The organism is Marinobacterium zhoushanense, assembly GCF_014641945.1.
Lineage (GTDB): Bacteria > Pseudomonadota > Gammaproteobacteria > Pseudomonadales > Balneatricaceae > Marinobacterium_D > Marinobacterium_D zhoushanense.
Map to the genome: position 1 here is coordinate 620,971 of NZ_BMIJ01000001.1, position 22,667 is coordinate 643,637.

20 protein-coding genes are annotated in these 22,667 nt (G+C 59.6%); 10 read left to right on the forward strand and 10 right to left on the reverse strand.

Translation table 11 applies throughout. The features are described from left to right. Nucleotides 1-145: 145 nt before the first annotated feature. The 3 genes from IEX40_RS02885 to IEX40_RS02895 all read right to left on the reverse strand — a co-directional run bounded on the left by IEX40_RS02885 (nucleotide 146) and on the right by IEX40_RS02895 (nucleotide 4,566). The gene (locus IEX40_RS02885; RefSeq protein WP_188745577.1) at nucleotides 146-1,954 is read right to left on the reverse strand and encodes an ABCB family ABC transporter ATP-binding protein/permease; all 1,809 of its coding nucleotides are present in this window, start codon (nucleotides 1,952-1,954) and stop codon (nucleotides 146-148) included. A 146-nt stretch (nucleotides 1,955-2,100) separates the two neighbouring features. After that, nucleotides 2,101-3,555: a sensor domain-containing diguanylate cyclase gene (locus IEX40_RS02890; RefSeq protein ID WP_229680520.1), complete on the reverse strand. Its 1,455-nt coding sequence runs from the start codon at nucleotides 3,553-3,555 to the stop codon at nucleotides 2,101-2,103. Between the two features lie 300 nt (nucleotides 3,556-3,855). Beyond that, nucleotides 3,856-4,566 carry a glutamine amidotransferase-related protein gene (locus IEX40_RS02895; protein ID WP_308421588.1) on the reverse strand — a complete coding sequence of 237 codons (711 nt, stop codon included), beginning with the start codon at nucleotides 4,564-4,566 and terminating at the stop codon, nucleotides 3,856-3,858. 219 nt (nucleotides 4,567-4,785) lie between these two features. On the opposite strand from IEX40_RS02895, the gene IEX40_RS02900 reads away from it, so the two are divergent. Both IEX40_RS02900 and IEX40_RS02905 read left to right on the forward strand, forming a co-directional pair. Continuing rightward, nucleotides 4,786-6,189, forward strand: coding sequence for an aspartate aminotransferase family protein (locus IEX40_RS02900; protein WP_188745579.1), 1,404 nt, complete (start codon nucleotides 4,786-4,788; stop codon nucleotides 6,187-6,189). Nucleotides 6,190-6,353: 164 nt separating this feature from the next. Further along, nucleotides 6,354-7,178, forward strand: a complete 825-nt coding sequence (locus tag IEX40_RS02905; RefSeq protein WP_188745580.1) for a response regulator transcription factor — start codon at nucleotides 6,354-6,356, stop codon at nucleotides 7,176-7,178. A 34-nt stretch (nucleotides 7,179-7,212) separates the two neighbouring features. On the opposite strand, the gene IEX40_RS02910 is transcribed toward IEX40_RS02905, so the two are convergent. Continuing rightward, the gene (locus IEX40_RS02910; protein ID WP_188745581.1) at nucleotides 7,213-7,827 is read right to left on the reverse strand and encodes a TetR/AcrR family transcriptional regulator; all 615 of its coding nucleotides are present in this window, start codon (nucleotides 7,825-7,827) and stop codon (nucleotides 7,213-7,215) included. A gap of 159 nt (nucleotides 7,828-7,986) precedes the next feature. Between IEX40_RS02910 and IEX40_RS02915 the strand changes: the two genes are divergently transcribed. From IEX40_RS02915 to IEX40_RS02925, 3 genes are all read left to right on the forward strand, one after another. Further along, nucleotides 7,987-9,261, forward strand: a complete 1,275-nt coding sequence (locus IEX40_RS02915) for a serine hydrolase domain-containing protein (protein ID WP_188745582.1) — start codon at nucleotides 7,987-7,989, stop codon at nucleotides 9,259-9,261. 80 nt (nucleotides 9,262-9,341) lie between these two features. Continuing rightward, on the forward strand, nucleotides 9,342-10,655 hold the full coding sequence (locus IEX40_RS02920; RefSeq protein WP_188745583.1) for an alginate export family protein: 1,314 nt from the start codon (nucleotides 9,342-9,344) through the stop codon (nucleotides 10,653-10,655). 34 nt (nucleotides 10,656-10,689) lie between these two features. Then, nucleotides 10,690-11,799: a polyamine ABC transporter substrate-binding protein gene (locus tag IEX40_RS02925; protein WP_188745584.1), complete on the forward strand. Its 1,110-nt coding sequence runs from the start codon at nucleotides 10,690-10,692 to the stop codon at nucleotides 11,797-11,799. A 289-nt stretch (nucleotides 11,800-12,088) separates the two neighbouring features. On the opposite strand, the gene IEX40_RS02930 is transcribed toward IEX40_RS02925, so the two are convergent. The 4 genes from IEX40_RS02930 to IEX40_RS02945 form a co-directional block, all read right to left on the reverse strand. Next, on the reverse strand, nucleotides 12,089-13,573 hold the full coding sequence (locus IEX40_RS02930) for an aldehyde dehydrogenase (RefSeq protein WP_188745585.1): 1,485 nt from the start codon (nucleotides 13,571-13,573) through the stop codon (nucleotides 12,089-12,091). An 88-nt stretch (nucleotides 13,574-13,661) separates the two neighbouring features. After that, nucleotides 13,662-14,336, reverse strand: a complete 675-nt coding sequence (locus tag IEX40_RS02935; RefSeq protein ID WP_188745586.1) for a LysE family translocator — start codon at nucleotides 14,334-14,336, stop codon at nucleotides 13,662-13,664. A 1-nt stretch (nucleotide 14,337) separates the two neighbouring features. Beyond that, the gene (locus IEX40_RS02940) at nucleotides 14,338-15,108 is read right to left on the reverse strand and encodes a 2OG-Fe(II) oxygenase (RefSeq protein ID WP_188745587.1); all 771 of its coding nucleotides are present in this window, start codon (nucleotides 15,106-15,108) and stop codon (nucleotides 14,338-14,340) included. Nucleotides 15,109-15,144: 36 nt separating this feature from the next. Continuing rightward, nucleotides 15,145-15,786 carry an alanyl-tRNA editing protein gene (locus tag IEX40_RS02945; RefSeq protein WP_188745588.1) on the reverse strand — a complete coding sequence of 214 codons (642 nt, stop codon included), beginning with the start codon at nucleotides 15,784-15,786 and terminating at the stop codon, nucleotides 15,145-15,147. Nucleotides 15,787-15,875: 89 nt separating this feature from the next. Between IEX40_RS02945 and IEX40_RS02950 the strand changes: the two genes are divergently transcribed. Next, nucleotides 15,876-16,826, forward strand: a complete 951-nt coding sequence (locus IEX40_RS02950; protein ID WP_188745589.1) for a LysR family transcriptional regulator — start codon at nucleotides 15,876-15,878, stop codon at nucleotides 16,824-16,826. Nucleotides 16,827-16,898: 72 nt separating this feature from the next. On the opposite strand, the gene IEX40_RS02955 is transcribed toward IEX40_RS02950, so the two are convergent. Next, nucleotides 16,899-17,828, reverse strand: a complete 930-nt coding sequence (locus IEX40_RS02955) for a LysR substrate-binding domain-containing protein (protein ID WP_229680561.1) — start codon at nucleotides 17,826-17,828, stop codon at nucleotides 16,899-16,901. A gap of 238 nt (nucleotides 17,829-18,066) precedes the next feature. On the opposite strand from IEX40_RS02955, the gene IEX40_RS02960 reads away from it, so the two are divergent. Beyond that, entirely contained in the window at nucleotides 18,067-18,948 is an 882-nt protein-coding gene (locus IEX40_RS02960) for a PhzF family phenazine biosynthesis protein (RefSeq protein ID WP_188745591.1), read from the forward strand. A gap of 14 nt (nucleotides 18,949-18,962) precedes the next feature. Here the strand turns inward: IEX40_RS02960 and IEX40_RS02965 are convergent, their stop codons facing one another. Further along, on the reverse strand, nucleotides 18,963-19,682 hold the full coding sequence (locus IEX40_RS02965; RefSeq protein ID WP_229680522.1) for a FadR/GntR family transcriptional regulator: 720 nt from the start codon (nucleotides 19,680-19,682) through the stop codon (nucleotides 18,963-18,965). Nucleotides 19,683-19,821: 139 nt separating this feature from the next. Here IEX40_RS02965 and IEX40_RS02970 point away from each other — a divergent pair, with 139 nt between their 5' ends. Genes IEX40_RS02970 through IEX40_RS02980 form a run of 3 tightly spaced genes read left to right on the forward strand, consistent with a single transcriptional unit; the run spans nucleotide 19,822 to nucleotide 22,660 of the window. Next, entirely contained in the window at nucleotides 19,822-20,589 is a 768-nt protein-coding gene (locus tag IEX40_RS02970; protein WP_188745592.1) for a (Fe-S)-binding protein, read from the forward strand. A gap of 2 nt (nucleotides 20,590-20,591) precedes the next feature. Further along, complete coding sequence (locus IEX40_RS02975) at nucleotides 20,592-21,992, forward strand: LutB/LldF family L-lactate oxidation iron-sulfur protein (protein ID WP_188745593.1); 1,401 nt, start codon at nucleotides 20,592-20,594, stop codon at nucleotides 21,990-21,992. Then, nucleotides 21,992-22,660 (forward strand): LutC/YkgG family protein, encoded by a 669-nt coding sequence (locus IEX40_RS02980; protein ID WP_188745594.1) that lies wholly within the window; start codon nucleotides 21,992-21,994, stop codon nucleotides 22,658-22,660. Before IEX40_RS02975 ends, IEX40_RS02980 begins: the two co-directional genes overlap by 1 nt. The last annotated feature ends 7 nt before the right edge of the window (nucleotides 22,661-22,667 follow it).

Consider the following 22,667-nt stretch of genomic DNA (forward strand, 5'->3'; position numbering starts at 1 on the left):
CGGACAGCTCAATATCATACAATTCTAATGTATTTTAAGTGTTTCCTGACACAAACACTTATCCGAGAGACCTCCTCACCCTGGTTTTGGTAGATCGGAGCTGGGGTAATCCGCCTTACGCCTGGGCCGAACTCGTAGTAACTGTTCACTCATGCGTATTCTGTTGCAGCTGCCACATGCGGGCATAGCGGCCGTTCTGGGCCAGTAGCTGCTGGTGCGTCCCCCGCTCCATTATCTCGCCCTGCTCCATCACCAGGATCTGGTCGGCATCGATCACCGTCGACAGGCGGTGGGCGATCACCAGGCTGGTGTGGTTTTTCGCCAGTTTGTTCAGCGCCGCCAGGATGGCGCGTTCGGTGGCGCTGTCCAGCGCCGAGGTAGCTTCGTCGAACAGCAAGATCGGCGGTTTTTTCAGGATTACGCGGGCGATGGCGATACGCTGCTTTTCACCGCCGGAGACCTTGAGCCCACGCTCGCCGACCCGTGTCTTATCCCCCTCGGGCAGGGCCCGAATAAAGTGGTCCAGGTTGGCCAGGTGGATCGCTTCGTGTACCTCTTCGGCCGCCGCTTCGGGGCGGCCATAGGCCACGTTGCTGAAGATGGTGTCGTTGAACAGCACGGTATCCTGGGGCACGACGCCGATCGCCCTGCGCAGGCTGAGCTGGGTGACGTCGCGGATCGGCTGGCCGTCGATCAGGATCTCGCCGCCATCCAGATCGTAGAAGCGGAACAGCAGCCGCGCCAGGGTGGACTTGCCGGAGCCGCTGGGTCCGACAATGGCGACCTTCTGGCCGGGCTCCACGCGGAAGCTGAGGTTGCGGATAATCGGGCGCTCGACGTGGTAGGCGAAGCTCACATTGCGAAACTCCACACTACCCTCACTGACCTCCAGCGGTTTGGCATCGGGCGCATCCTTGACGCTGGGCGTTTTTTTCAGCAGCGCGAACATGTTTTCGATATCGGTCAGCGCCCGGCGCACCTCGCGGTAGACCATGCCGAGGAAGTTCAACGGCAGGAACAGCTGTAGAATGTAGGCATTGATCATCACCAGCGAGCCCAGGGTCATCTCGCCGTTGACCACATCGCCTGCCGCCAGCCAGAGCAGCGCGACCATGCCGGAGGCGATGATCAGCGCCTGGCCGCTGTTCAACAGCATCAGCGTCATCCGGGTCTTGAGCCTGGCCGACTCCCAGCGCGCCAGGTTACGGTCATACTGCTCTGACTCATACTCCTCGTTGTTGAAGTATTTGACCGTCTCGTAGTTGAGCAGGCTGTCGATGGCGCGGGTGTTGGTCTCTGAATCGAGCTGGTTCATCTCGCGCACGAAGCGGTTGCGCCACTCGGTGGTAACCACGGTGAAGTAGATGTAGATACCGACGCAGATCAGGATGATCAGCGCATACCAGGCGCTGAAGTTGATCAGCAGGATACCGGCCACCAGTGCCAGCTCGATCAGCGTCGGCACGATATTGAACACCAGCATCCGCATCAGGAAACCGAAGCCGTTGCCGCCCCGGTCGATATCTCGGGAGATACCACCGGTCTGGCGCGACAGGTGAAACTCCAGTTCCAGCGCATGCAGGTGGCGGAACACGCGCAGCACCATGCGCCGCATGGCACGCTCGGTAATGCGGCTGAATACCGCATCACGCGCCTCGGCGAAAAACACCGAACCGAAGCGCAACAGACCGTAGAACGCCAGCATCAACAGAGGTACAACAAGCACTTGGTGCTGAGACCTGTCCAGGCCATCGACGATGTTTTTCAGTGCCCAGGGCATGGTCACGGTCGCCACCTTCGCCGCCACCAGCAGCACAAAGGCGGCGCCCATGCGAGTGCGGAACTCCCATAGGTAGGGCCAGATCGTCTTGAACACCTCCCAGGTGGCGGCCGCGCTCACCGGCTCTCGGCTGGGGGACACGTGGTGGTGACTGCGGCTTGAACCTCGAACCATGAGCTATACACCGGTCATGAATACGTTAAGCAACCTGTGAACAACACCCTGTCAGGCCGCATCGAACAATACTGCATACTGTAGCACCGGTGTGATAAACCCGAGGCGTTCTTACCTTGCTATGCCGACCGGCAGGCCGCCTGATGCTACCCCGGCTGATACTCCAGCGGCGGTTCACTGACCCGGTTGCGTCCGCCACCTTTCGACGCCAGCAGTGCATGATCGGCGCGCAGGATCAGTTCATCCGGAGCATCCTGCTCACTGAGTTCAGCGATGCCTAGACTTAATGTTACCCCGACCAGGTCATTGCTCACTCGCAGCCGATGCTGCTCGACGGCATCACGCAGCTTTTCGGCCAGTTGACCGGCTTGTTGCCGGTCGCAGTTGGGCAGCAGGAACAGGAACTCATCGCCGCCCCAACGGCAGACCAGGTCGGCCCCTCGCGTCATCGATGTGAACAGCTCGGCGATTGAGTTGATCATCTGGTCACCGACCGGATGGCCGTAGGTGTCATTAACCTGCTTGAAGCCATCCAGATCGCCGATCATGCAGCTCAGCGGTTCACCCCGCCGACGCGCTTGGGCTATCTGCTGCGGTAGTACCCGGTCCAATACCTGGCGGTTGGCCAGTCCGGTCAGCTTGTCAGTCTGGGCCAGTGCTTCCAGGCGGCGCTGGAACTTGTTGATCGTGAGCCAGGCCAGCAACAGCACAATCAGGGTGACGATAACCGAGCCGATCAGGTTCAGGATCAGGGTGTGATAGATCCTCTCGGAGGCCGGACTGTTGGCCTGCTGCACGATCAGGTACCAGTTGAACTCCGGTACCAGACGGCTGTTGACGTAGATGGTTTGTCCTGCGGACTGATAGCTGAATGCGCTGCTGGGCGAGGTCAGAATCCGAGTCGCGTAGACACTGAGTTCGGGACTGTTGCGGATCTGATCGGCACCGGTATAGCTATCGCTATGTATCATCACCTTACCGAAACGGTTGATGAAGAATATCTCCCGATTGAATCGCTGTTGATAGTCCTCGATCAGCTGTTTGACCACCGAGGTGGACAGGCCAACACCGGCAGCGCCGATGAAATTGCCGTTGTAATCGTAGACCTTGTAGTTGATGAAAACCGTTATGCGGCTGGGGTCGGCCGTGTCCCGGTCGATATTGATTTCGTAGGGCGCAAGGTCGCTTTTGAAGCGGAAATACCAGGCATCCTGCGGATCGGTCTTGCTCACCTGCTTGATCGCGCCTTTGGGGTGATAGTACCAACGGGTCTTGTCCGACACGAAGAAGCTGGTCTCGGTTTCATAACGCGCCTGAATCTCTTTCAGATAGCGGGTAATCGCTTCAGTGTCCTGTTCGCCGGCAATCACCCAGTCGCGGACAAAGGTATCGTGCGACATCAGCGAGGAGATAAAGATCGGGCGCAGCAGATCGCGCTGGATTTCGGAGTAGATGTTGTCGCCGGTCAGCGGCAGGGTGCTCTCCTCGATCTCCCGTTCCAGGCTGTCGCGTGCGGTGAAATAACTGATCAGGCTGGTGCTGATAAACCCGGTGAACAAGAGGAGGCTGAGAATAATCAGAATCTGGTATTTCTTGGTCAAGAGTAAACGCTCCATGGTCCCGGAGATCGCGAAATCAGCGCTGAGGCCTACTGTCCTCAAACATCGACACAAAATACCATAATTGCGTTTGCTAAGGATTTGAAGTTGGAGGGATGAACAGGAATATTCCAGGATCTGCTGATCTGGGCAGCATGCCTGGTCAGGTGGGCGGTTACCGCTATTTTTTAGGGTTTTCTGTTGCGTGAGTGACCCGGTGTGAACACACCGGGTATCGCAGGGAATCGCCCGACCCCGAGTCCGGCGTTAGTCGGGCTGAGCCTCTAGTGAGTCCATTCGTTATCAGCCCCGTGCCAGAAAGCGCGCCATCCACTTGGCTACCCTTGCCGAGTCCACTTGCGCTTCAGCGGTCAGCGTCGCCAACCCCTTATCGGCCACTTCGTCGGGCACCACTACGCCCTTGCGCGCCAGCACCAGATCGCGTTCGTAATCCTTGTTGAACTCCGGGTGCGCCTGCAGGGTCAGGATGCGGTTGCCGTACACCAGACCGGCATAACGGCAGAACTCGGAGGTGGCGAACAGCTGTGCATGCTGCGGCAGCTCCAGCACCTGGTCCTGGTGCATGGCGCTGATGGTGAAGCTGCGCTCGCCGCCATCGAGGAAGCTGTGCTCACCCTCGATGGCATAAGTGTGCAGGCCGACACCCCAGCCGCCCTCATACTTGGCGACCCTGGCGCCGAACGCGGAAGCGATAATCTGGTGGCCGAAGCAGATGCCGACCATCGGGATATCGGCTTCATAAATGTCAATGATCAGCTGTTTCAGGGTACGCATCCACGGCAGATCGTCATAGACGCCGCACTTGGAGCCGGTGATGATCCAGCCCTCGCACTGATCGTGCGACTGGGGAAAATCTCCGTCACGCACATCGAACACCGAGTAGTCGTGCGCCTGCGGTCCCATCAGATCGATAAACATATCCGCGTAGGAGCCGTACTGGCCCAGCAGTGAATCCGGCGTGATACCGGTGGCAAGAATTCCGATCCTCATCATCTATCCTCTGAAGATGGCTTAAACAGTATGGCTTTAGGTTATAGAGCCTGCCTTGGACTCAAAATATCCCCGGGTAGGTATATTCGCAAAAAGGCGTGAGCCGGTACTGTGAATCTATCCCTCGTGGGTACGGCCCTGCGCCCCAGACGACACCCCAACGGTCGCGGGCTGCCGGGCCTTCCCCTCAGAAGATAGCTCAACGCATACTGGAGATTATGAATGAACGCGATCAATAAGGAACCGGTCCGCAGCGATGATATCCGCGCTCTGGATGCGGAACACCACCTGCACCCCTTCACCGATACCCAGGCCCTGAACAACAAGGGCGCCCGGATTATCGAGCGCGCGGAAGGCGTATACCTCTGGGATAGCGAGGGCAACCGCATCATCGACGGTATGGCGGGCCTGTGGTGCGTGAATATCGGTTACGGCCGCAAAGAGCTGGCCGATGTGGCCAAGGAGCAGATGAACCAGCTGCCCTACTACAATACCTTTTTCCAGACCACCACCAATCCGGCCACTCAGTTGGCCAAGGAGCTGGCCGCGGTCACACCGGGCGATCTGAACCACATCTTCTTCGCCAACTCCGGCTCGGAAGCGATCGACACCATCATCCGCATGGTGCGCCGCTACTGGGAGGTCGAGGGCAAGCCCTGGCGCAAGGTGATGATCTCGCGCAACAACGCCTACCACGGCAGCACCATCGGCGGCACCAGCCTCGGCGGCATGTCCGCCATGCACAAACAGGGCGGCCCGATGGTGCCGGGCATGGAGCATATCCGCCAGCCTTACTGGTACGGCGAAGCCGACGGTCAGAGCCCGGAGGAGTTTGCCCAGACCTGCGCCCAGGCACTGGAGGAGAAGATCCTGCAGGTGGGGCCGGATAACGTGGCCGCCTTCGTCGGCGAGCCAATCCAGGGCGCCGGCGGTGTCATCACCCCGCCGCCGGGCTACTGGGCGGCGATCCAGAAGATCTGCCGCAAGTACGACATTCTGCTGGTGGCCGATGAGGTGATCTGCGGTTTCGGTCGCACCGGTAACTGGTTCGGCAGCCAGACCTTCGATATCAAACCGGACCTGATCTCGATGGCCAAGGGGCTATCCTCCGGCTACCAGCCGATCTCCGCCGTCGCCGTCGGCGATCGCGTGGCCAACGCCCTGATCGCCAAGGGCGGCGAGTTCTTCCACGGCTTCACCTACTCCGGCCACCCGGTCGCCGCCGCGGTGGCGCTGGAGAACCTGCGCATTCTGCGCGAGGAGAGGGTCATCGAGCAGGTCCGCGATGAAACCGGCCCCTACCTGCAGCAGCAGCTGCGCGAGCGACTCGGCGGCCACCCGCTGGTCGGCCATATCGAAGGTGTCGGCCTGATCGCCGGCATGGCACTGGCCCAGGACAAGAGCACGCACAAGCTGTTCGATTCCAACCTGGATGTGGGCACGATCTGCCGTAACCACTGCTTCGCCAACGGCCTGATCATGCGCGCCTGCGGCAACCGCATGGTGCTGTCGCCGCCGCTGGTGATCAGCAAGGCGGAGATCGACGAGCTGATCGACAAGGCGCTGACCTGCCTCGACCTGACGGTCAAATCGCTGGCCGATATGGGTATCAAGGTAGCCCAGTAATCCACTGATATTTTTTGCTATTGCCGCTGCGGCATATCGCAACTTGCTGCTATGGCAGAGATAGCTGGAGTTGTGATATGCCGTTTTTTTGTGTAGAAGAAAAAAGGACTGAACAGTTTTCCAACCGGCGCGCTCAACACCGCGCACATTATCGCAGTACCCGAATGAGCGACACTTACCAGACGATCAACCTCCAGGACAGCTGGCAGAAAAACCTGGCCGTCTTGATCGACCATATCCGCCTGCGCAGCTTTCCCCGCGTACTGGTCGAGGTGCTGGCCAGCTACTGTCACTTCGACACCTCGCTGATCGTGACCTACAAAAAGTCGTTCAAGCCGATCGTCATCCACCCGATCGATCCTTCGGAGCAGAGCAGTACGCTGCGCTCCTTCCTCAATAACGGCTACTACCTGCTCGATCCGCTGTTTGATGCGATCCAGAACGAAACGGTATCGGGGGTGACCCGCCTGGCCGAGTACGCGCCGGACTCGTTCGAGGAGACCGACTTCTACCAGGAGTGCTACCAGTACTTCGGCATCGTCGATGAGATCGTGATGATCATCAAGCTGGACTCCGAAGTCACCTGCGCCATCTCACTGGGCCGCTGCAAGGGATTGGGCACCATCACCCGCTCGGAGCTGCGCGCACTGCAGGAGATCTACCCGGTGATCAGTGCCCTGTTCCGGCAGTTCTGGCTGGCGCAGGCCGGCGAGTACGTGCAGTACGAAGAGTCCGATGACTCGGTGAAGCAGGCGCTGAAGAGTTTCGGCAGCGGCGTGCTGACCCAGCGCGAGCGCGAGATCACTCACCTGATTCTGAAAGGCAACTCATCCAAGGCGATCGCCGACAAGCTCAATATCAGTGTCGGCACGGTGAAGGTGCATCGCAAGAATATCCATGCCAAGCTGGACACCTCGACCCAGTCCGAGATCTTTACCCTGTTCCTGGGCCATCTGAAGGCGCTGTCGGTGGAGCCCCACCTGACCTAGCCTATACAGTCGATCCAGCGGGCCGACACATGGACTAGTGTTTGATCATGCCATACAGCACCAGCGCGGTGGTCTCGCGGACATCCCGCCGGTGCGCTTCGATGTCGTAATCGTCACGGCTGGTCAGTCGCATCAGCTGCAGATAGGAGTATTCGTTCAAAAGCCTGGCCGCTACGTGCACGTCCAGATCCTCTCTGAGAACCCCCTTCGCCTTCATCCCCTCCAGCACCGAGGCTATCCCCTGCTTGAGCAGATCGTTGGAGTTGCGATAGCTCTCGGGCAGGCCACTGCCGGCCTCGACAATCAGCATCGGCAACAACTCGCGCCAAAATGAAGTAGGGAAGGATTTCAGGGTCAGGTCGACAATCACCTGCTCCAGACGGCACAAGGCATCCAGCGGATCCGTGTACTTGTCTATATCGCGGCAGGCCGCCTCGAGAGCCGCCTTGTCGATGTCCTGGACGATCTCCAGCAGTATCGCCTGCTTCGAGCCGAAGTAGTTGAACACGGTCGGCGCGGTGACCCCGGCCTGCCGTGCGATCTGCTCGATGGTCGTATCCCTGTACCCCTGCTTCTCGAACAGTTCGATCGCCGCCTGGCGAATCGCCCGACGCCGCATCTCCTTCTGTCGTTCCCTTAATCCACTCACAAGACTGACTCCCTGCCGGGTTGACTGTGTGCCGTATCTTACCACCCACGTTTACCCTGTAAAAATTTTAATTCGATATAATTTTTTATTGACTAAAATATTTTATAGGGTTAAAAATTATCACATCACACCTCGTTACTGCAGACTTAGGACAACACGATGTACAGCCATGATGCTTTAACGGAACAGCAACAGATCGATGCCCTGTACGAAGCGGCACAGCGGGCGTTGGCAACGCCAAGCGATGCACCGTCGCTTATGCAGGGCTTTCCGCCGGCACCGGAGCTAAGGGTCACCTGGGACAACTGGATGCGGTTGCCGTACAGCCGATGGGGGTTTCGTCACCTGAACCGCCTGCGTCCCAACGTCGAAGTCCCGGCCGGACGGACTCCGGTAAGAGCGTTGCCGGAGGCGCCGATCGAACTCGGTGATCTGAGCTTTTCCAGCAACTGCGGACGGGAGGTGACGGTAGCGGAGGCGCTCTGCGCGACCAACACCGATGCCTTCGTCGTGCTCAAGGGGGGCAAGCTTGTCTACGAGCGCTACTTTGCCGGACAGCAGGCCGATGATCGTCACATCATGTTTTCGGTGACCAAATCACTGATCGGCACCCTGGCCGAGCAGTTGATAGGCGATGGCGTACTCGATCCGCAGGCACCTGCCGACCGCTACGTACCGGAGTTCGCCGGCAGCGCCTTCGCCGATGCCAAGGTACGCGAACTGATGGATATGGCTGTCGGCATCGAATACAGCGAACAGTACGACGATCCGGCATCCGAGAGTTCTCAATACGGTTACGCCTGCGGCTTCCAGCCGGCACCGTCGGCTTACTCCCACTATCGCTCCCTGTACGAGTATCTGCCGACCCTGCGAAAACAGGGTGAGCACGGCGGGCTGTTCCACTATGTGACCGCCTGCACCGAAGCCCTGGCCTGGGTCATGGAGCGAGCATCGGGCCGCTCCTGCGCCGATATGCTGACCGAGATCTGGTCACGCATGGGCGCCGAGCACAGCGGCTATTTTCTCGCCGATCCCTGGGGTCGCAGCGTGTGCGGAGCAGGCTTCAACGCCACCGCGCGTGATATGGCAAGATTCGGCCTGCTGCTCGCAGAAGGCGGCCGCTTCAACGGCGAGCAGTTGATCGGTGTCGACACCATCTTCCGTATCGCGGGCGGTTCGGACCCGGCCATCTACGCCCAGGACGAGGATTTCCACAGCTGGGTACCGGGCGCTTCCTACAAGAGCCAATGGTATGTCTCCAACCACGACAGCCAGTCAATCATGGCCGGCGGCATCCACGGTCAATACCTGTTCATCGACTTTCCGGCCCAGGTCGTGATCGTCAAACAGTCGTCTCTACCCGAGGCGGTCGGGCTGCTCGACACCGATAGCGTCCGCCTGCTGAAAGCGATCGCGGCGCACCTAAAACAATAACGGCAACACCTGTCTGCTCACCGGCAGACCTTTTCGGCGGCCCCTCCATAACCAATAACGAAAACCAAGGAGTATCAGTGATGAAAACCCATCTCGAACGTCTGGTACCGGGCGCGGCACTGCTGCTTGCATGCAGCGCTGCACACGCCGGCTATACCGTTGAGAAAGGTGATCTGAAAGCCGAACTGGGTGTGTCGCTTGGCAGCGCAGCCCTATTTACCCGCAATACCAACTTCGGCGCCGGACGCTTCGATGTTCGCAGCCTGGAGGTGACAGACGAGGACGCCAACTGGCAAGAGTACTTTGTCACCCCCAGCGCCAAGCTGAACTATAGCCTTAGCCCCGACTTCAATCTGGTCGGTGCCGCATCCGCAATCGCGGCCGCCACCCGCGGCGACGGCGATGCCGCCGGACTCACCAACGGTTCCGATGACAGTATCAAAGTCGAAGAGCTGTATGCCGGCTTCGAGTCGCAGGGCTGGCGCTTCACCCTCGGCCACCAGGACTTCATGGTCGGCAACGGCTTTATCGTCATGGACGGTAACCTGGATATGTTCGACGACGCCGCACTCTGGCTCGCCCCGCGCCACGCCTTCCATGATTCAGCCGTGTTGCGCTACGACAGCGATGCCTACTCGGTGCAGGGGTTTTCGCTGGAAACCGATAGCCATCTGGGCGGGTACCGCATGAACGGCGCCAACGTCGACTACTATCTGGGCGAGCGCAGCATGCTGGGTGCCATGGCGTTGGGCGTGCAGTCGGACAGTAACTCGGCAGCTCGCGACGGCATGCGCGTATACAGCGTTCGTGGCCTGGGGCTGAACATCCCTTCGCTGCCCGATCTGACCCTCTCCGGCGAGTATGCGATTCAAACCGGCAGCGGCGACGGAGTCGACTACGATGCCAGCGCCTGGTTCGCGGAAGCGGAATACGCCTTCTCGGCATTCGAGTCACGCCCGCGCATCGGCTACCGTCACTCCTACTTCTCGGGTGACGACAACCTGGGCGACAACACGCAGAAAACCTGGGACTCCCTGGCCAAGGGTTACATCGACTGGGGCACCTGGATCGTCGGCGAGATCACCGGCAACTACCTGCTCAACAACAGCAATGAGGTGGTCGACCAGGTATGGGTCAAGGCCGATCTGGGTCCGACCATGGGTATCGGCGCGATCTACTACGACTTCAAGCTGGATGAAGCCAATCTGTTTGGCGCTCCGGTAGCCAGCAAGGATTTCGGCAACGAGACCACGCTGTTCCTCGACTGGTATCCCAACGAGAGTATCCTGGCGTCAATCGCGTACAGCCGCGTCAGCCCGGGCAAGGCGGCGGAATCCGTCTTCGGCGATAAGGATTTCTCCACTCTGGAACTCTACTTCACTTACCGCTACTGATCGATCGCCAACCAAGACGTAACGGAGAAAAACAATGAAAATCAACGCAGTTAAAGCAACTCTGCTGCTGACCGTTTCGATGCTGACCGCTGGCGTCCAGGCCGAGGAGCAGCAGCGCGTGGTCCGTATCTACAACTGGCTCGAATATCTTCCACCACAGATTCTCGAGGATTTCGAAAAAGAGACCGGCATCCACCCGATCTACGACGTATTCGACAATCCGCAGATGCTGGAATCCAAGCTGCTGACCGGCAACTCCGGTTACGACGTCGTGTTCCCCAGCAGTACGACCATGAAGCGCTATATAAACGCCAAGGCGATCCAGCCACTGGATAAATCAAAGCTGCCCAATCTGCCGCATCTGGACGAAAAAGTGATGCACTCTCTGGAGATCAACGATCCCGGCAACCAGTACGCCATCCCCTATATGTGGGGCACCACGCTGATTGGTTACAATGCCAAGGCGATCGAAGAAGCACTGGGTAGCGACGTGGATATGGATACCTGGGATATCCTGTTCAAGGAGGAGAACATCAGCAAGTTGAAAGATTGCGGTGTCGGTCTACTCGACTCGGCCGACGAGATCATGCCGATCGCACTGAATTACCTGGGCCTGCCCTCCCATTCGACCCAAAAGGCGGATTACGAGCAGGCGCGTGACCTGATGCTGAAGATCCGTCCCTACGTGAAATACTTCAACTCATCTCGCTACGGCATGGATCTGGCCAACGGCAACATCTGCCTGGGCGTGGGCTGGTCCGGCGGCATGGCATTGGCCAACAAGATCGCGCGCGCGTCCAATAACGGCGTCGAGGTGCGCATGTCGCTGCCCCGCGAAGGCGTCCCCTTCTGGTCCGACGTCATGGTAATCCCCAGCAACGCACCGGATTTCGACGAGGCACATGCGTTCATCAACTATATGCTGCGCCCGGACGTGATCGCCCGCGCCAGCAACGAGATCGGCTACCCGAACGCCAACAAGGATGCGACCGAACTGGTCATAGAGCCGATTCGTAACGATCCGCACATGTATATCCCCGAGGAGAAGCAGGAGTTGTTGTTCCCGCTGGAGGATGTAGCAATGAAAACCGGTCGTATGCGCACCCGAGCCTGGAACTCTGTTCTAGCCGGGGACGGTAACTAACCTTCGCACTTTTTCAGCACCTCTTCGCTACCGCATACTTGCTAGCAGGCCGCCCGACACATTGTCGGCGGCCTCTTTTTTTGTTTCCGCCTGCCAGCCGGTTCATGTCCGGCATGTTGACTCAATAACGCCCCACGCTATCGCCTCGGCAAATGCCAACACGGCTACGCCAGGCGCGTGATCCCGCCAAGCGTTGTTTGTATCAGCAGAGGTGATAGTGCCAAGAGTACTGCGGAAAGGGGGCGCGCCTGCCCAGAAAAACGGCAGGCGCGAACAGGAGGGTGGAAACTTAAAGGCTGATCCAGACCGATTTCAGTTCGGAATACTTCTCCAGCGCATGCAGCGACTTGTCGCGGCCGTTGCCGGAGCCCTTGACGCCGCCGAACGGCATGGTGGTATCGCCCTCGCCCCAACCGTTGACCCAGACCATACCGCTCTCGATCGCCGCGGCGACACGGTGGGCACGGGAGAGGTTGTCGGTCCAGATCGAGGCGCCCAGGCCGTAGATGCTGTCATTGGCCAGCGCGATCACCTCCTCTTCGCTGTCGAAACCGGCCACCGACAGCACCGGGCCGAAGATCTCTTCGCGCACGCAGGTCATATCGGGACGGGTATCGGTGACGATGGTCGGCCGCGGGTAGAAGCCCTGGCCATCGGTGTCGGCCAGGCCACCATGTGCAATCGTGCCGCCCTCGTCGATGGCGCTCTGGATATAGCGATTGACTGTGTCCAGCTGTGCCCTGTCCACCATCGGCCCCATCTTCACTTTAGGATCAAGCGGATTGCCGGGCTGGTATTTACCGGCAAAGCGCTTCAGCGCCTCGATGAATGGCTCACGGATACTGTTCTGCACATAAAGGCGGGAACCGGCGATACACACCTCGCCCTGATTGGAGAAGATCGCCCCCGCCGCACCACGTGCCGCCGCCTCGATATCGGCGCAATCGTCGAACACGATCAGCGGCGACTTGCCGCCCGCTTCGATCCACACTCGTTTCAGGTTGGACTGACCGGCGTACTGCATCAGCATACCGGCGACACGGGTGGAACCGGTAAAGGCCAGGCTGTCCACATCCATATGCAACGCCAGCGCCTTGCCCGCGGTATGGCCAAAGCCCGGCACCACGTTCAGTACGCCATCGGGCAGACCGGCCTTGCGCGCCAGTTCGGCCAGACGCAGGCAGCTCAGCGACGCCTTCTCTGAGGGTTTGAGCACCACGCTGTTGCCGGCGGCCAACGCCGGCGCCAGCTTCCACATTGCCATCAGCAGCGGGTAGTTCCAGGGCGTGATCGCCCCGACCACACCGATCGGGTGGCGGGTGATCAGGCCCAGGGTGCTCGGCTTGGTCGGCGCGATCTCGCCGTATACCTTGTCGATACACTCCGCGGTCCAACGCAGGCAGTCGATGGCGTCGGGTACGTCGATATAGACCATCTCGTTGATGGTCTTGCCCATATCCAGGGTATCGAGCAGCGCGAACTCATCGCTGTGCTGTTCCATCAGATCAGCCAGTTTCAGCAGCACCCGCTTGCGCTCGGCCGGGGCGCTGCGCGACCATTCTCCGGACTTGAATACCCGGCGTGCGGCAACCACGGCCGCATCGATGTCCGCGCTATCGCAACTGGCCACCTCGGCCAGCAGCTCTTCGGTGGCCGGATTGATCGCCGGGAAGGTATCACCACTGATGGCGGCACGAAATCCGCCATCGATCCAGGCCAGGTTGCGAAATTCGAGTGTCTGCGCCAGCGCAGTCCATTCAGCCAGGGTATGCATCGAGAGCTCCTCATCCGATTATTCCGATAGTGACCAGACTAGGGAGTTCGAGGATCGAAACCAATACACCCCGAGGGGTAGATAAGCGCTACACCACAGCGCTCAACCACTCATCGAACACGCTATGCCCCAAGCGTTCAAAGTAGATCAACGCGACACCGATCAACAGCCCCCCCATGGTCCGCTCCAGCCAGTGTCCCAGGCAGAGAAACCGGCTTCTGACGCCGTTGCGGGAAAACATGTAACTGACCAATATGAACCAGGTCGCATTCACCACACACATCCAGCTGCCATACAGGATCTGCACCGGCAGTGGCGTCGTACCGCTGACCAGGGTGGTGAAGATCGCCAGAAAGAACAGCGTCGCCTTGGGGTTGGTCGCATTGGTCATGAAACCGACCATAAAGGCACGGTGCAGCGGCGGGCTCTGCTGAGCCCCCGCTTCCGCAGCCAGCGCGTCTGCCCTGGCAGGTCGGCTTCTGATCAACCCTACCCCCAGGTAGATCAGGTAGACACCGCCAACCAGGCTGGCCATATCCATCAGCCAGGGCGTGGTGTGCATCAGCGCGCTGATCCCCAGCAGGGTGTAGATCACGTGCACCGATATGCCGGCGCCGATCCCCAGCGCCGTTACCGTGCCGGCCAGATGTCCGAAGCGCACGCTCTGGCGTACCGTGATCGCGAAATCCGGCCCGGGGATCACCACGGCGAGAAAGTGCACCAGTGCCAGTGCGGTAAATTCATGCAGGTAAGCGATATCCATATCAGCTCCAGAACGATAGTGGGCTGGCCTCGCCGCGATAGCCGATAAAACAGGACAGACTCAGACGCAGGTCGTCACTGCCCGGAGTCACGGCGTGCATACGCCGGGAGTTGAACAGCACCAGGTCGCCGGGCTCCGGACGTATCTCCAGGTCCGGTTCGCCCAATATCTCCGGGTCGATGCCGTAACTGTCGCCGCGCATACCATCGAACTGCTCCGGTGTCAGCTCCCGGTCCCAGATCTGCACTGCACCGCCTTCACTGGGCATGGTCAGGTAGACATTCGCCGCGATCTGGGTCTGCAGGCTGCGGGCCTTGAAGCTATCGGGCGCATCCTTGGCAAAGATGTCATGGTGGGCAAGAAAGCGGACGCCGGGCTTGATCACCCGCGACAGGCCGACATACATCTTGCGGCCATACAGGGTTTCGAGCTGGGCACCGGGCAACCAGGTCTCATCCAGCTTGCAGCGCAGCAGATCGATCGGCGAAAAGTAGGGAAAGCACCTTTTCCTGAGTTCATCGATATTCTCGTAGGCGCTTTCGAAATAGTCCGCTATCCGTGGCGGCTGGTTCTCCGCCTCATAAAATGCCATCCCGATCCGACCGATACTCGGTGCGTTGGAGTATTTTTCGAACCCCTGAAAGAGTATTTTATCGCCTAGTTTCAACGCGATATCGCTAGCGATGAACTTCCTGACCCTGAGCGCCAGCACCTCCTGCCTTGCCAGTTTTCCCATTGCATTTAAATCAAGTTCATTCGACTCCAGTAACATGATTACCCTCCTCTGCCGCAACAATCTATGGACTATTCAGAATGACGGGATAACGTCGTATTGAATCGAGAGTTGGTTCTTTTTGGTTTTGGAGGAGAGGATAAGAACGCCGTGAACCTCCCCCAGGGAGCGCACATGAGTACCGCCGCATGGATAGGCCTGGATATCACCGAAGCCGACCTCACGGTAGCCGTCGTCGCGGATACTGACCCGCCGTGGCAGGTCCCGCGCGATGAGCTGAATGCAGCGCAGCTCGATCTCGGCCAGGTCGACAGGGCGGGCACTCTCCGTGGCGCAGAACACCACCTGAGATTCGCCCGGCCAATGGTGAGCCTTGATCGGCCGCCAGCCGAGTTGCTCGACCACATGCCCAATCAGATGACCTGCTGAGTGCAGTCGGCTATGCAGCCGGCGCATCGACTCATCGACCTGCACCGCATTCGGACCGAGCGGGACGGGCTCCATCAGATAGTGAACGACCTCCCCCTGCTCCTGACGCACATCGATCACCGGCACACCGCCGATCCAGCCGATATCACTGGGCTGTCCGCCCCCTTGCGGATGCAGCACTGTGCTCTTCATCCTCACCGCATACTGGTCGTTGTCTACGGCGGCACACTCGACCACCTCAGCGTTCAGGCACAACGTATCACTGTTCAGATAAATACATTCGGTCATGATTACAGCCCATCCAGTTGAGTTATCAGCATTGTATTGGGCGAAAAATGGCTTGATAATCCGATGAAAAACCAAATGACTTTTGCTTCATGGACAAAAATAAAGCGATCGCACTGATGCCTGAGATGGCGGTTTTCGTGCGCGTGGTGGAGGCTAAAAGTTTCTCCGAAGCGGCCCGTCAGCTGGGTACAACACCCTCCGCCACCAGCCGCGCCGTCACTCGCCTGGAGCGGGCCTTAGGCACCCGGCTACTGCAACGCACCACGCGCAAATTGCGCCTGAGTGAAAGCGGTCAGGAGGTGTATGCCCACTGCCTGGATATGATCAATGCGGCGGAAGCGGTGATGGAATCCTCGGGCCAGTTCAACCTTGAGCCGCAAGGACTGATCCGGGTCAGTGTGCCGAAGGCGGTGGGCCGTTTTGTCGTGCATCCACATATGCCGGCATTCCTGAACCGCTATCCAAAGATCGATCTGCAGATGCAGCTCGACGACCGCTATGTGGACCTGATCGACGACCGCATCGATCTGGCGATCCGGATCACCGATCAACCGCCACCGGGACTGATGGGACGCCCGTTGCTGCGTATCGATCACATGCTCTGCGCCACGCCGCGCTACCTGGAGCAGCACGGCACTCCCCGACACCCACGGGATCTGAAAGCCCATAGCTGTATCTATCTGGCCGAGGAACCCGGCGACTCACGCTGGAAGTTTCAGCACGGCAACAAGAGTGTCAGTGTCGATGTCAGGGGCCGCTATGCCGCCAATCATACCGGTGCACGGCTGGATGCGGTGCTGCACCATATCGGCATCGGCAGCCTGCCCTACTTCACTGCACGCAATGCGCTGCAACAGGGGCTGATTGTACAGGTGTTACCGGAGTGGAAGTTCAATACCAACTATTGCGGCGATGCCTGGGTACTCTACCCGCCCACACGTCACCTGCCGACCAAGTTGCGGGTGTTCATCGATTTTCTCGCCGCGCGGTTGAGCCATGAGCCCACCTTGACCACGCCCTACGAGTCGCCGGAAATATGAGGAATGAGGTGTATTGAGCGCCTGTTCGGCAGTGCCTGAGCAGAAAGATTGAGTCGGACAGCAGTGACTTCTTCACAGCTCAGCTTTGAACTTCGTCCAAGCGCCCCGGGTTTCGGCAAACTCCATATCAAGCCACTGCGCCAACTGACTGACTTTCGGGCGCTTGAAGTAACGTTCCGGCGCCACCAGGTAGTAGTCAAACGGCGACTTGAGGCAGACCGGCAGCGGACAGATCAGCAGGCCTCTGGCGAGCAGTTCATAGGCCAGGCTGAAGCGCATCAGCGTGAGCCCCTGTCCGGCAAGGGCCGCTTCAATCAGCAGGGTTGCGTCGTTGACCTGAAGCCGCGCGGAACTGTTATCGAACTGAATCTCCGAGCGTTGCTGGAACGTCTCCCAGATGGACTGCATGTCCGGGGAATCATCAGAGAGCAGGGGCAGCCTGGCGAGCTGGCGTTTCACCGGTTTACCCTGCACCACCAGGCTGGGGTGACACAACGGAATCAGGTAATCGTCAAACAGTTTGATCGCGGTCAGCCCGGGATAATGACCTCGCCCGAACCGTATCGCCACATCCAGATCACTGGCCTCAAACGAGCTGAGCTCCAGGCTTGGCGACAGACTGACGACTAGATCAGGCGCCTGCTCCCGAAAACGTCCCAAGCGAGGCACCAACCAGCGACTGGCAAAGGAGGGCAAGGTCGCGATGTTGAGTCGATTAGGGGCGGGATCGTCGTTCAACACTGCGATCCCCTGCTCAAGAGTTGCAAACGCCTTGGATACAAACGGCAGTAACTGGCTGCCCTCCGACGACAGCACCACTTCGCGAGTCAGCCGCTTGAACAGCTTGATCCCCAACTGCTCCTCGAGTGTTCTTATCTGCTGACTGATAGCGGCCTGAGTGACATGAAGCCGGTCGGCAGCCGCCTTAAAGCTCTGTAGCTCGCCAGCATAGCGGAACGCCTGCAGGGCTTTGAGGTTTGGTAAGCGCTTCAAGCCAGCCACTCCATACATAACCAAAACTTAAGTATGAAGCAGATTTTGTCGTTTGTCCCTTTCCCCTTCGAAGCCGATCATAGCTTTACAGGAGCCAATCTCAAGCAAGACCTACTGCAACCAAACTGGCCAAGCGCGTTAGCAACACTAATCAGCGCAATAAGGTATGGCCGAGGTTGCAGACAAAGAATTGGATCCCCTCGTTCGGCGCCTACCCCCTAACGGGATAACCTGAAGGAGATAAACGATGAAGATTGAAGTACCGATCGTAAATGCTTTTACCGATGGGCCTCTCGGTGGCAACCCCGCGGGCGTGGTGCTGGACGCCGAGCGTTTTACGCGCGACCAGAAACAGCGTATCGCTGCCACGGTGGGGGTGTCCGAAACGGCGTTCGTTTCGCCGTCCGGCAACGCCGACTTTATGCTGGAATTCTTTACACCCACACGCCAGATTGCCCATTGCGGCCACGCCACCGTAGCGACCTTCAATTACCTCAACCAGATCGGCAAGCTAACCAAACCCCATGCATCCAAAGAGACCATCGACGGCTGCCGCGAGATCCGGCTAGAAAATAACCAGGCCTATATGGAGCAGCTGGCCCCCCGCTACCAGACATTGTCGGAGAAACACCAGGCGCAACTGCTCCAGGGTCTTGGTCTGCGCGGCGATGAGCTGCTGTCCGGGGCCGCGCCGCTAGTGGTCAATACCGGAAACTCCTTTGTTGTACTAGGCGTAACGGATGCGGCAACGCTGGCCAAGTTGAGTGCCGACCGGGCGATCATTACCGAACTGAGTGATGCGCTCGACCTGATCGGCGTTTACGTCTTCACCCTCGACACGCGAGAGGCGGGGCGGCATGCGAGCACGCGTATGTTTGCGCCACGCTACGGTATCGACGAAGAGGCGGCGACCGGCATGGCCGCAGGGCCGATGGCTTGTTACCTTCACGATCAGCTAGTCATCCGGGAAGACAGCTACCTGATTGAGCAGGGGCAGTTCATGCACTTTCCCTCCCCCAGTGTGATCGAGGTAAGGCTGAAAACCGGCAGCGATGCTGCGATTCTGGGCTTGATGGTGGGTGGTAGCGCGGCTGTCAGCGAAACGAGGTTGATCGAGATTGCAGACTGAACAGCTGCACTTCCTCACTCCGCCGCCAGCAGCGCGCGGGTATACAGAATATGCTCACGTGCAATCCGCCGAGCATGTTCGGCATCACGAGCCTGAATCGCCCGATGGATCTCCGCATGCTGCCCGCGTATCCCCTCGGGGTAACGGCCGAACCGTTTTAACGTGCGTGAAAGAACGCCATAGATCGCATTGAAGTAGCGCTCGTAGAACAGCTGGCTGAACGAGATCAGCAGCAGGTTATGACTGGATTCGGCGATCAACATATGGAAGCGCAGGTCTGCCCGCGCCTTGGCCAGGGTGGTCTCGCTCTTTCCACGCTCATACATCAGCGCATACTCCTCGGCCAGCACCGCAAGCTCGGCATCGCTGGCGCGCTGCGCGGCATACCAGGCACACTCGCCCTCCAGCAGCGCGCGTATCTCCATCACCTGCAGCTGGAACTCAAGATCATCGCCAAGCCCCTCCAGCGGCAGTTGCAGATGGGGCGCCATCAGATTGCAGAGTCGACTCGCCCGCCCCTGAGCGGACTGGATATAGCCACCCGCCGCAAGCCGGGACAGTGCGCCTCTTACCATCTCCCGCGACATGCCAAGCTCCTTCGCAAGCGTACGCTCAGATGGAAGCTTGGTGCCGGGCAGAAGATCACCCTCGGCGATCTGCGCGATCAGCCGTTCATACAGCCGCTGGCTGCGCCCCTGCTCGGGACACTCATCGTTCTGTTCGCGGGCGGGCACCGGACTTACCTCTTAAACACTTGGTCAGACCAGTTTGCAGGATAACATTTCCAACTTGGTTTGCCTCACCTATCTTTCACAACAAGCTTTCACAGCACGCCTTTCAATGCACAATAACCAGATAAGAGATAAGCACCCTATGGCTAATCCGCGTCCCAGAGTCGGGCTGTTCGTCACCTGCCTGGCCGACATGTTCCGCCCCGAGGTCGCCTTCGCCAGCGTCAAGCTGCTGGAGCTGGCCGGTTTCGAGGTCGAGGTTCCCGAGCGGCAAACCTGCTGCGGCCAGCCGGCGTTCAACTCCGGTGACCGCAAGGACAGCGCGGCTATCGCCCAGCAGACCATCGAGGCGTTCGACGGCTTCGAGTACGTGGTCGGCCCCTCCGGCTCCTGCATCGGCATGCTGCACCACTACCCGGAGCTGTTCGCCGAGAGCGACCCCTGGCACCAACGTGCGCTCGAGCTGAAGTCACGCGCCTTCGAGATCACCAGCTTTCTCGCCCTGCATCTGGATATGGATAAGCTGTCCAGCTCTTTTAGCGGGAAAGTGACCTACCACGACTCCTGCTCCGGCCTGCGTGAGCTGGGGATCAAGAAGCAGCCCCGTGTGCTGCTGTCGAAACTGCCCGGGGTGCAGATCTGCGAGATGGAAGAGGCGGAAACCTGCTGCGGTTTCGGCGGTACCTTCTGCGTCAAATACCCGGAGATCTCCAACCGCATGGTCGGCAACAAGAGCGACAACATCCGCGCCACCGGCGCCGATACCCTGCTCGCCGGCGACCTGGGTTGCCTGCTCAATATGGTGGGCAAGCTCAAGCGTGAGGGGATCGAGGTACAGGCGCGGCACGTGGTCGAAGTGCTGGCCGATATGGTCGATACGCCCGCCATCGGCGAAGCTAAAGGGGTCTGAATATGGAAGTGACAAGCCAGGATTTTAAAAAGAACGCCCACATCGCGCTGCACGATGCCAAGCTGCAGCGGGCGCTGGGCAATCTCAAGGCCGGATTCCCCGGCAAACGTGCTGCCGCCATCGCCCGCCTGCCGGAGTTCGACGCCCTGCGCGATCAGGCCCGTGACCTGAAAAACCATATCCTCGCCCACCTGGACCTCTACCTGGAGGAGTTCGAGAACAACGTCACCGCCCAGGGCGGCACGGTCCACTGGTGCCGCACCGCCGAGGATGCGCGCAAAACGATTCTCGAGATATGCCGCCAGCAAGACGCGAAAACCGTGACCAAGGGCAAGTCGATGGTGACCGAGGAGATCGCGCTGAACGAATACCTGGAGGCGAACGGCGTCACCCCGGTGGAGACCGATCTGGGTGAATATATCCTGCAGCTGCGTAACGACCACCCCAGCCACATCGTCGCACCGGCGATCCACCTGACCCTGGAGGATGTGGCAGAGGCGTTCCATGAGCATCACCAGCGACCGAAAAGTGACGACCCGGCAGTACTGATGCAGGAGGCGCGGGAGATGCTGCGCAAGCAGTTCGTCGCCGCCGATGTGGGCATCACCGGCGCCAACTTCCTGATCGCCGAGACCGGCTCTACCATCATCTGCACCAACGAGGGTAACGGCGACCTGACCCAGACCCTGCCGAAGACCCATATCGTGGTGTCGTCGATTGAGAAGGTGGTGCCGACGCTGGAGGATATGACGCTGTTCCTGCGCCTGCTGGCACGCTCCGCCACCGGCCAGGAGTTCACCGTCTACAACACCCTATCCACCGGCCCCCGCCGCACGACCGATCAGGATGGACCGGAGAATTTCCACGTGGTGCTGGTGGATAACGGTCGCAGCGACATGGTTGGCACCGAGCTTCAGGAGATGCTGCGCTGCATCCGCTGCTCGGCGTGCATGAACCACTGTCCGGTCTATGGCGCCGTTGGCGGTCAGACCTACGGCTGGGTCTACCCCGGCCCCATGGGCTCAGTGCTGACGCCGCAGATGATCGGCATCGAAAATGCCGGGTTGCTGCCCAACGCCTCCACCTTCTGCGGCAAGTGCGAGGAGGTGTGCCCGGTACGCATCCCGCTGCCGAAGCTGATGCGCCACTGGCGCGACAAGGAGTGGGAGAAGCACCTGACACCGGGCGCGGCGCGCAGCGGAATCGGCATCTGGGCGTTTTTCGCCAAGCGTCCGGCGCTGTACCGCTGGTTGGCCCAGAGCAGCAACCTGTTCCTGCGTCTGGTTGGCGGCAAGCGTGGACGCGTGCGTAAATTGCCGCTGGCGGGCGGTTGGACAGATTACAGGGATATGCCCGCCCCCAGTGGCAAAACCTTCATGCAGCAGTGGCAGGAGCGCAAATAATGAGTCGAGCCGAGATTTTCAACCGTATCCGCACCGGATTGCATATCGGCGCCGATGACCAGCAGCGTCGCGAAGCGGTGCAGCAGCGTCTGCAGGCACGTGCGGCCAATCTGATTCCACAGCGCGCCCAGCTACCCCATGACGCCTGTATCAAGCTGTTTATCCAGATGGCCGAAGAGAGTGCGGCGGAACTGATCGAGCTCCAGCACCGCAGCGAGCTGGCTGCGGCCGTCGAGCATTGGCTCAGCGAAAACGGCCTTACCCAGCTGGTGATGGCCAGCGATGAGAACTTGCAGGATCTGCAGTGGTCCGGCAACGGCGCCTTGGTGCGAGAGGAGCGCGTGGCCGAGGCTGGCGACGAGGCCAGCCTGACCAACGCTTTCTGCGGTATCGCCGAAACCGGCACACTGATGCTGTATTCGGGTCCGGACAGCCCCACTACGCTGAACTTCCTGCCCGACAACCATCTGGTCGCCCTATCGGCCAGCAGCATCGTCGGCCCCTACGAGGAGGCATGGCAGAAGCTGCGCAGCACAGTCGGCACCGAGTTGCCGCGCACGGTCAACATGATCACCGGTCCCTCGCGCAGCGCCGACATCGAGCAGAAGCTGCAGATGGGCGCTCATGGCCCGCGACGACTGGCGATCTTCCTGATCCGGGAGGAGTGACCTCGTC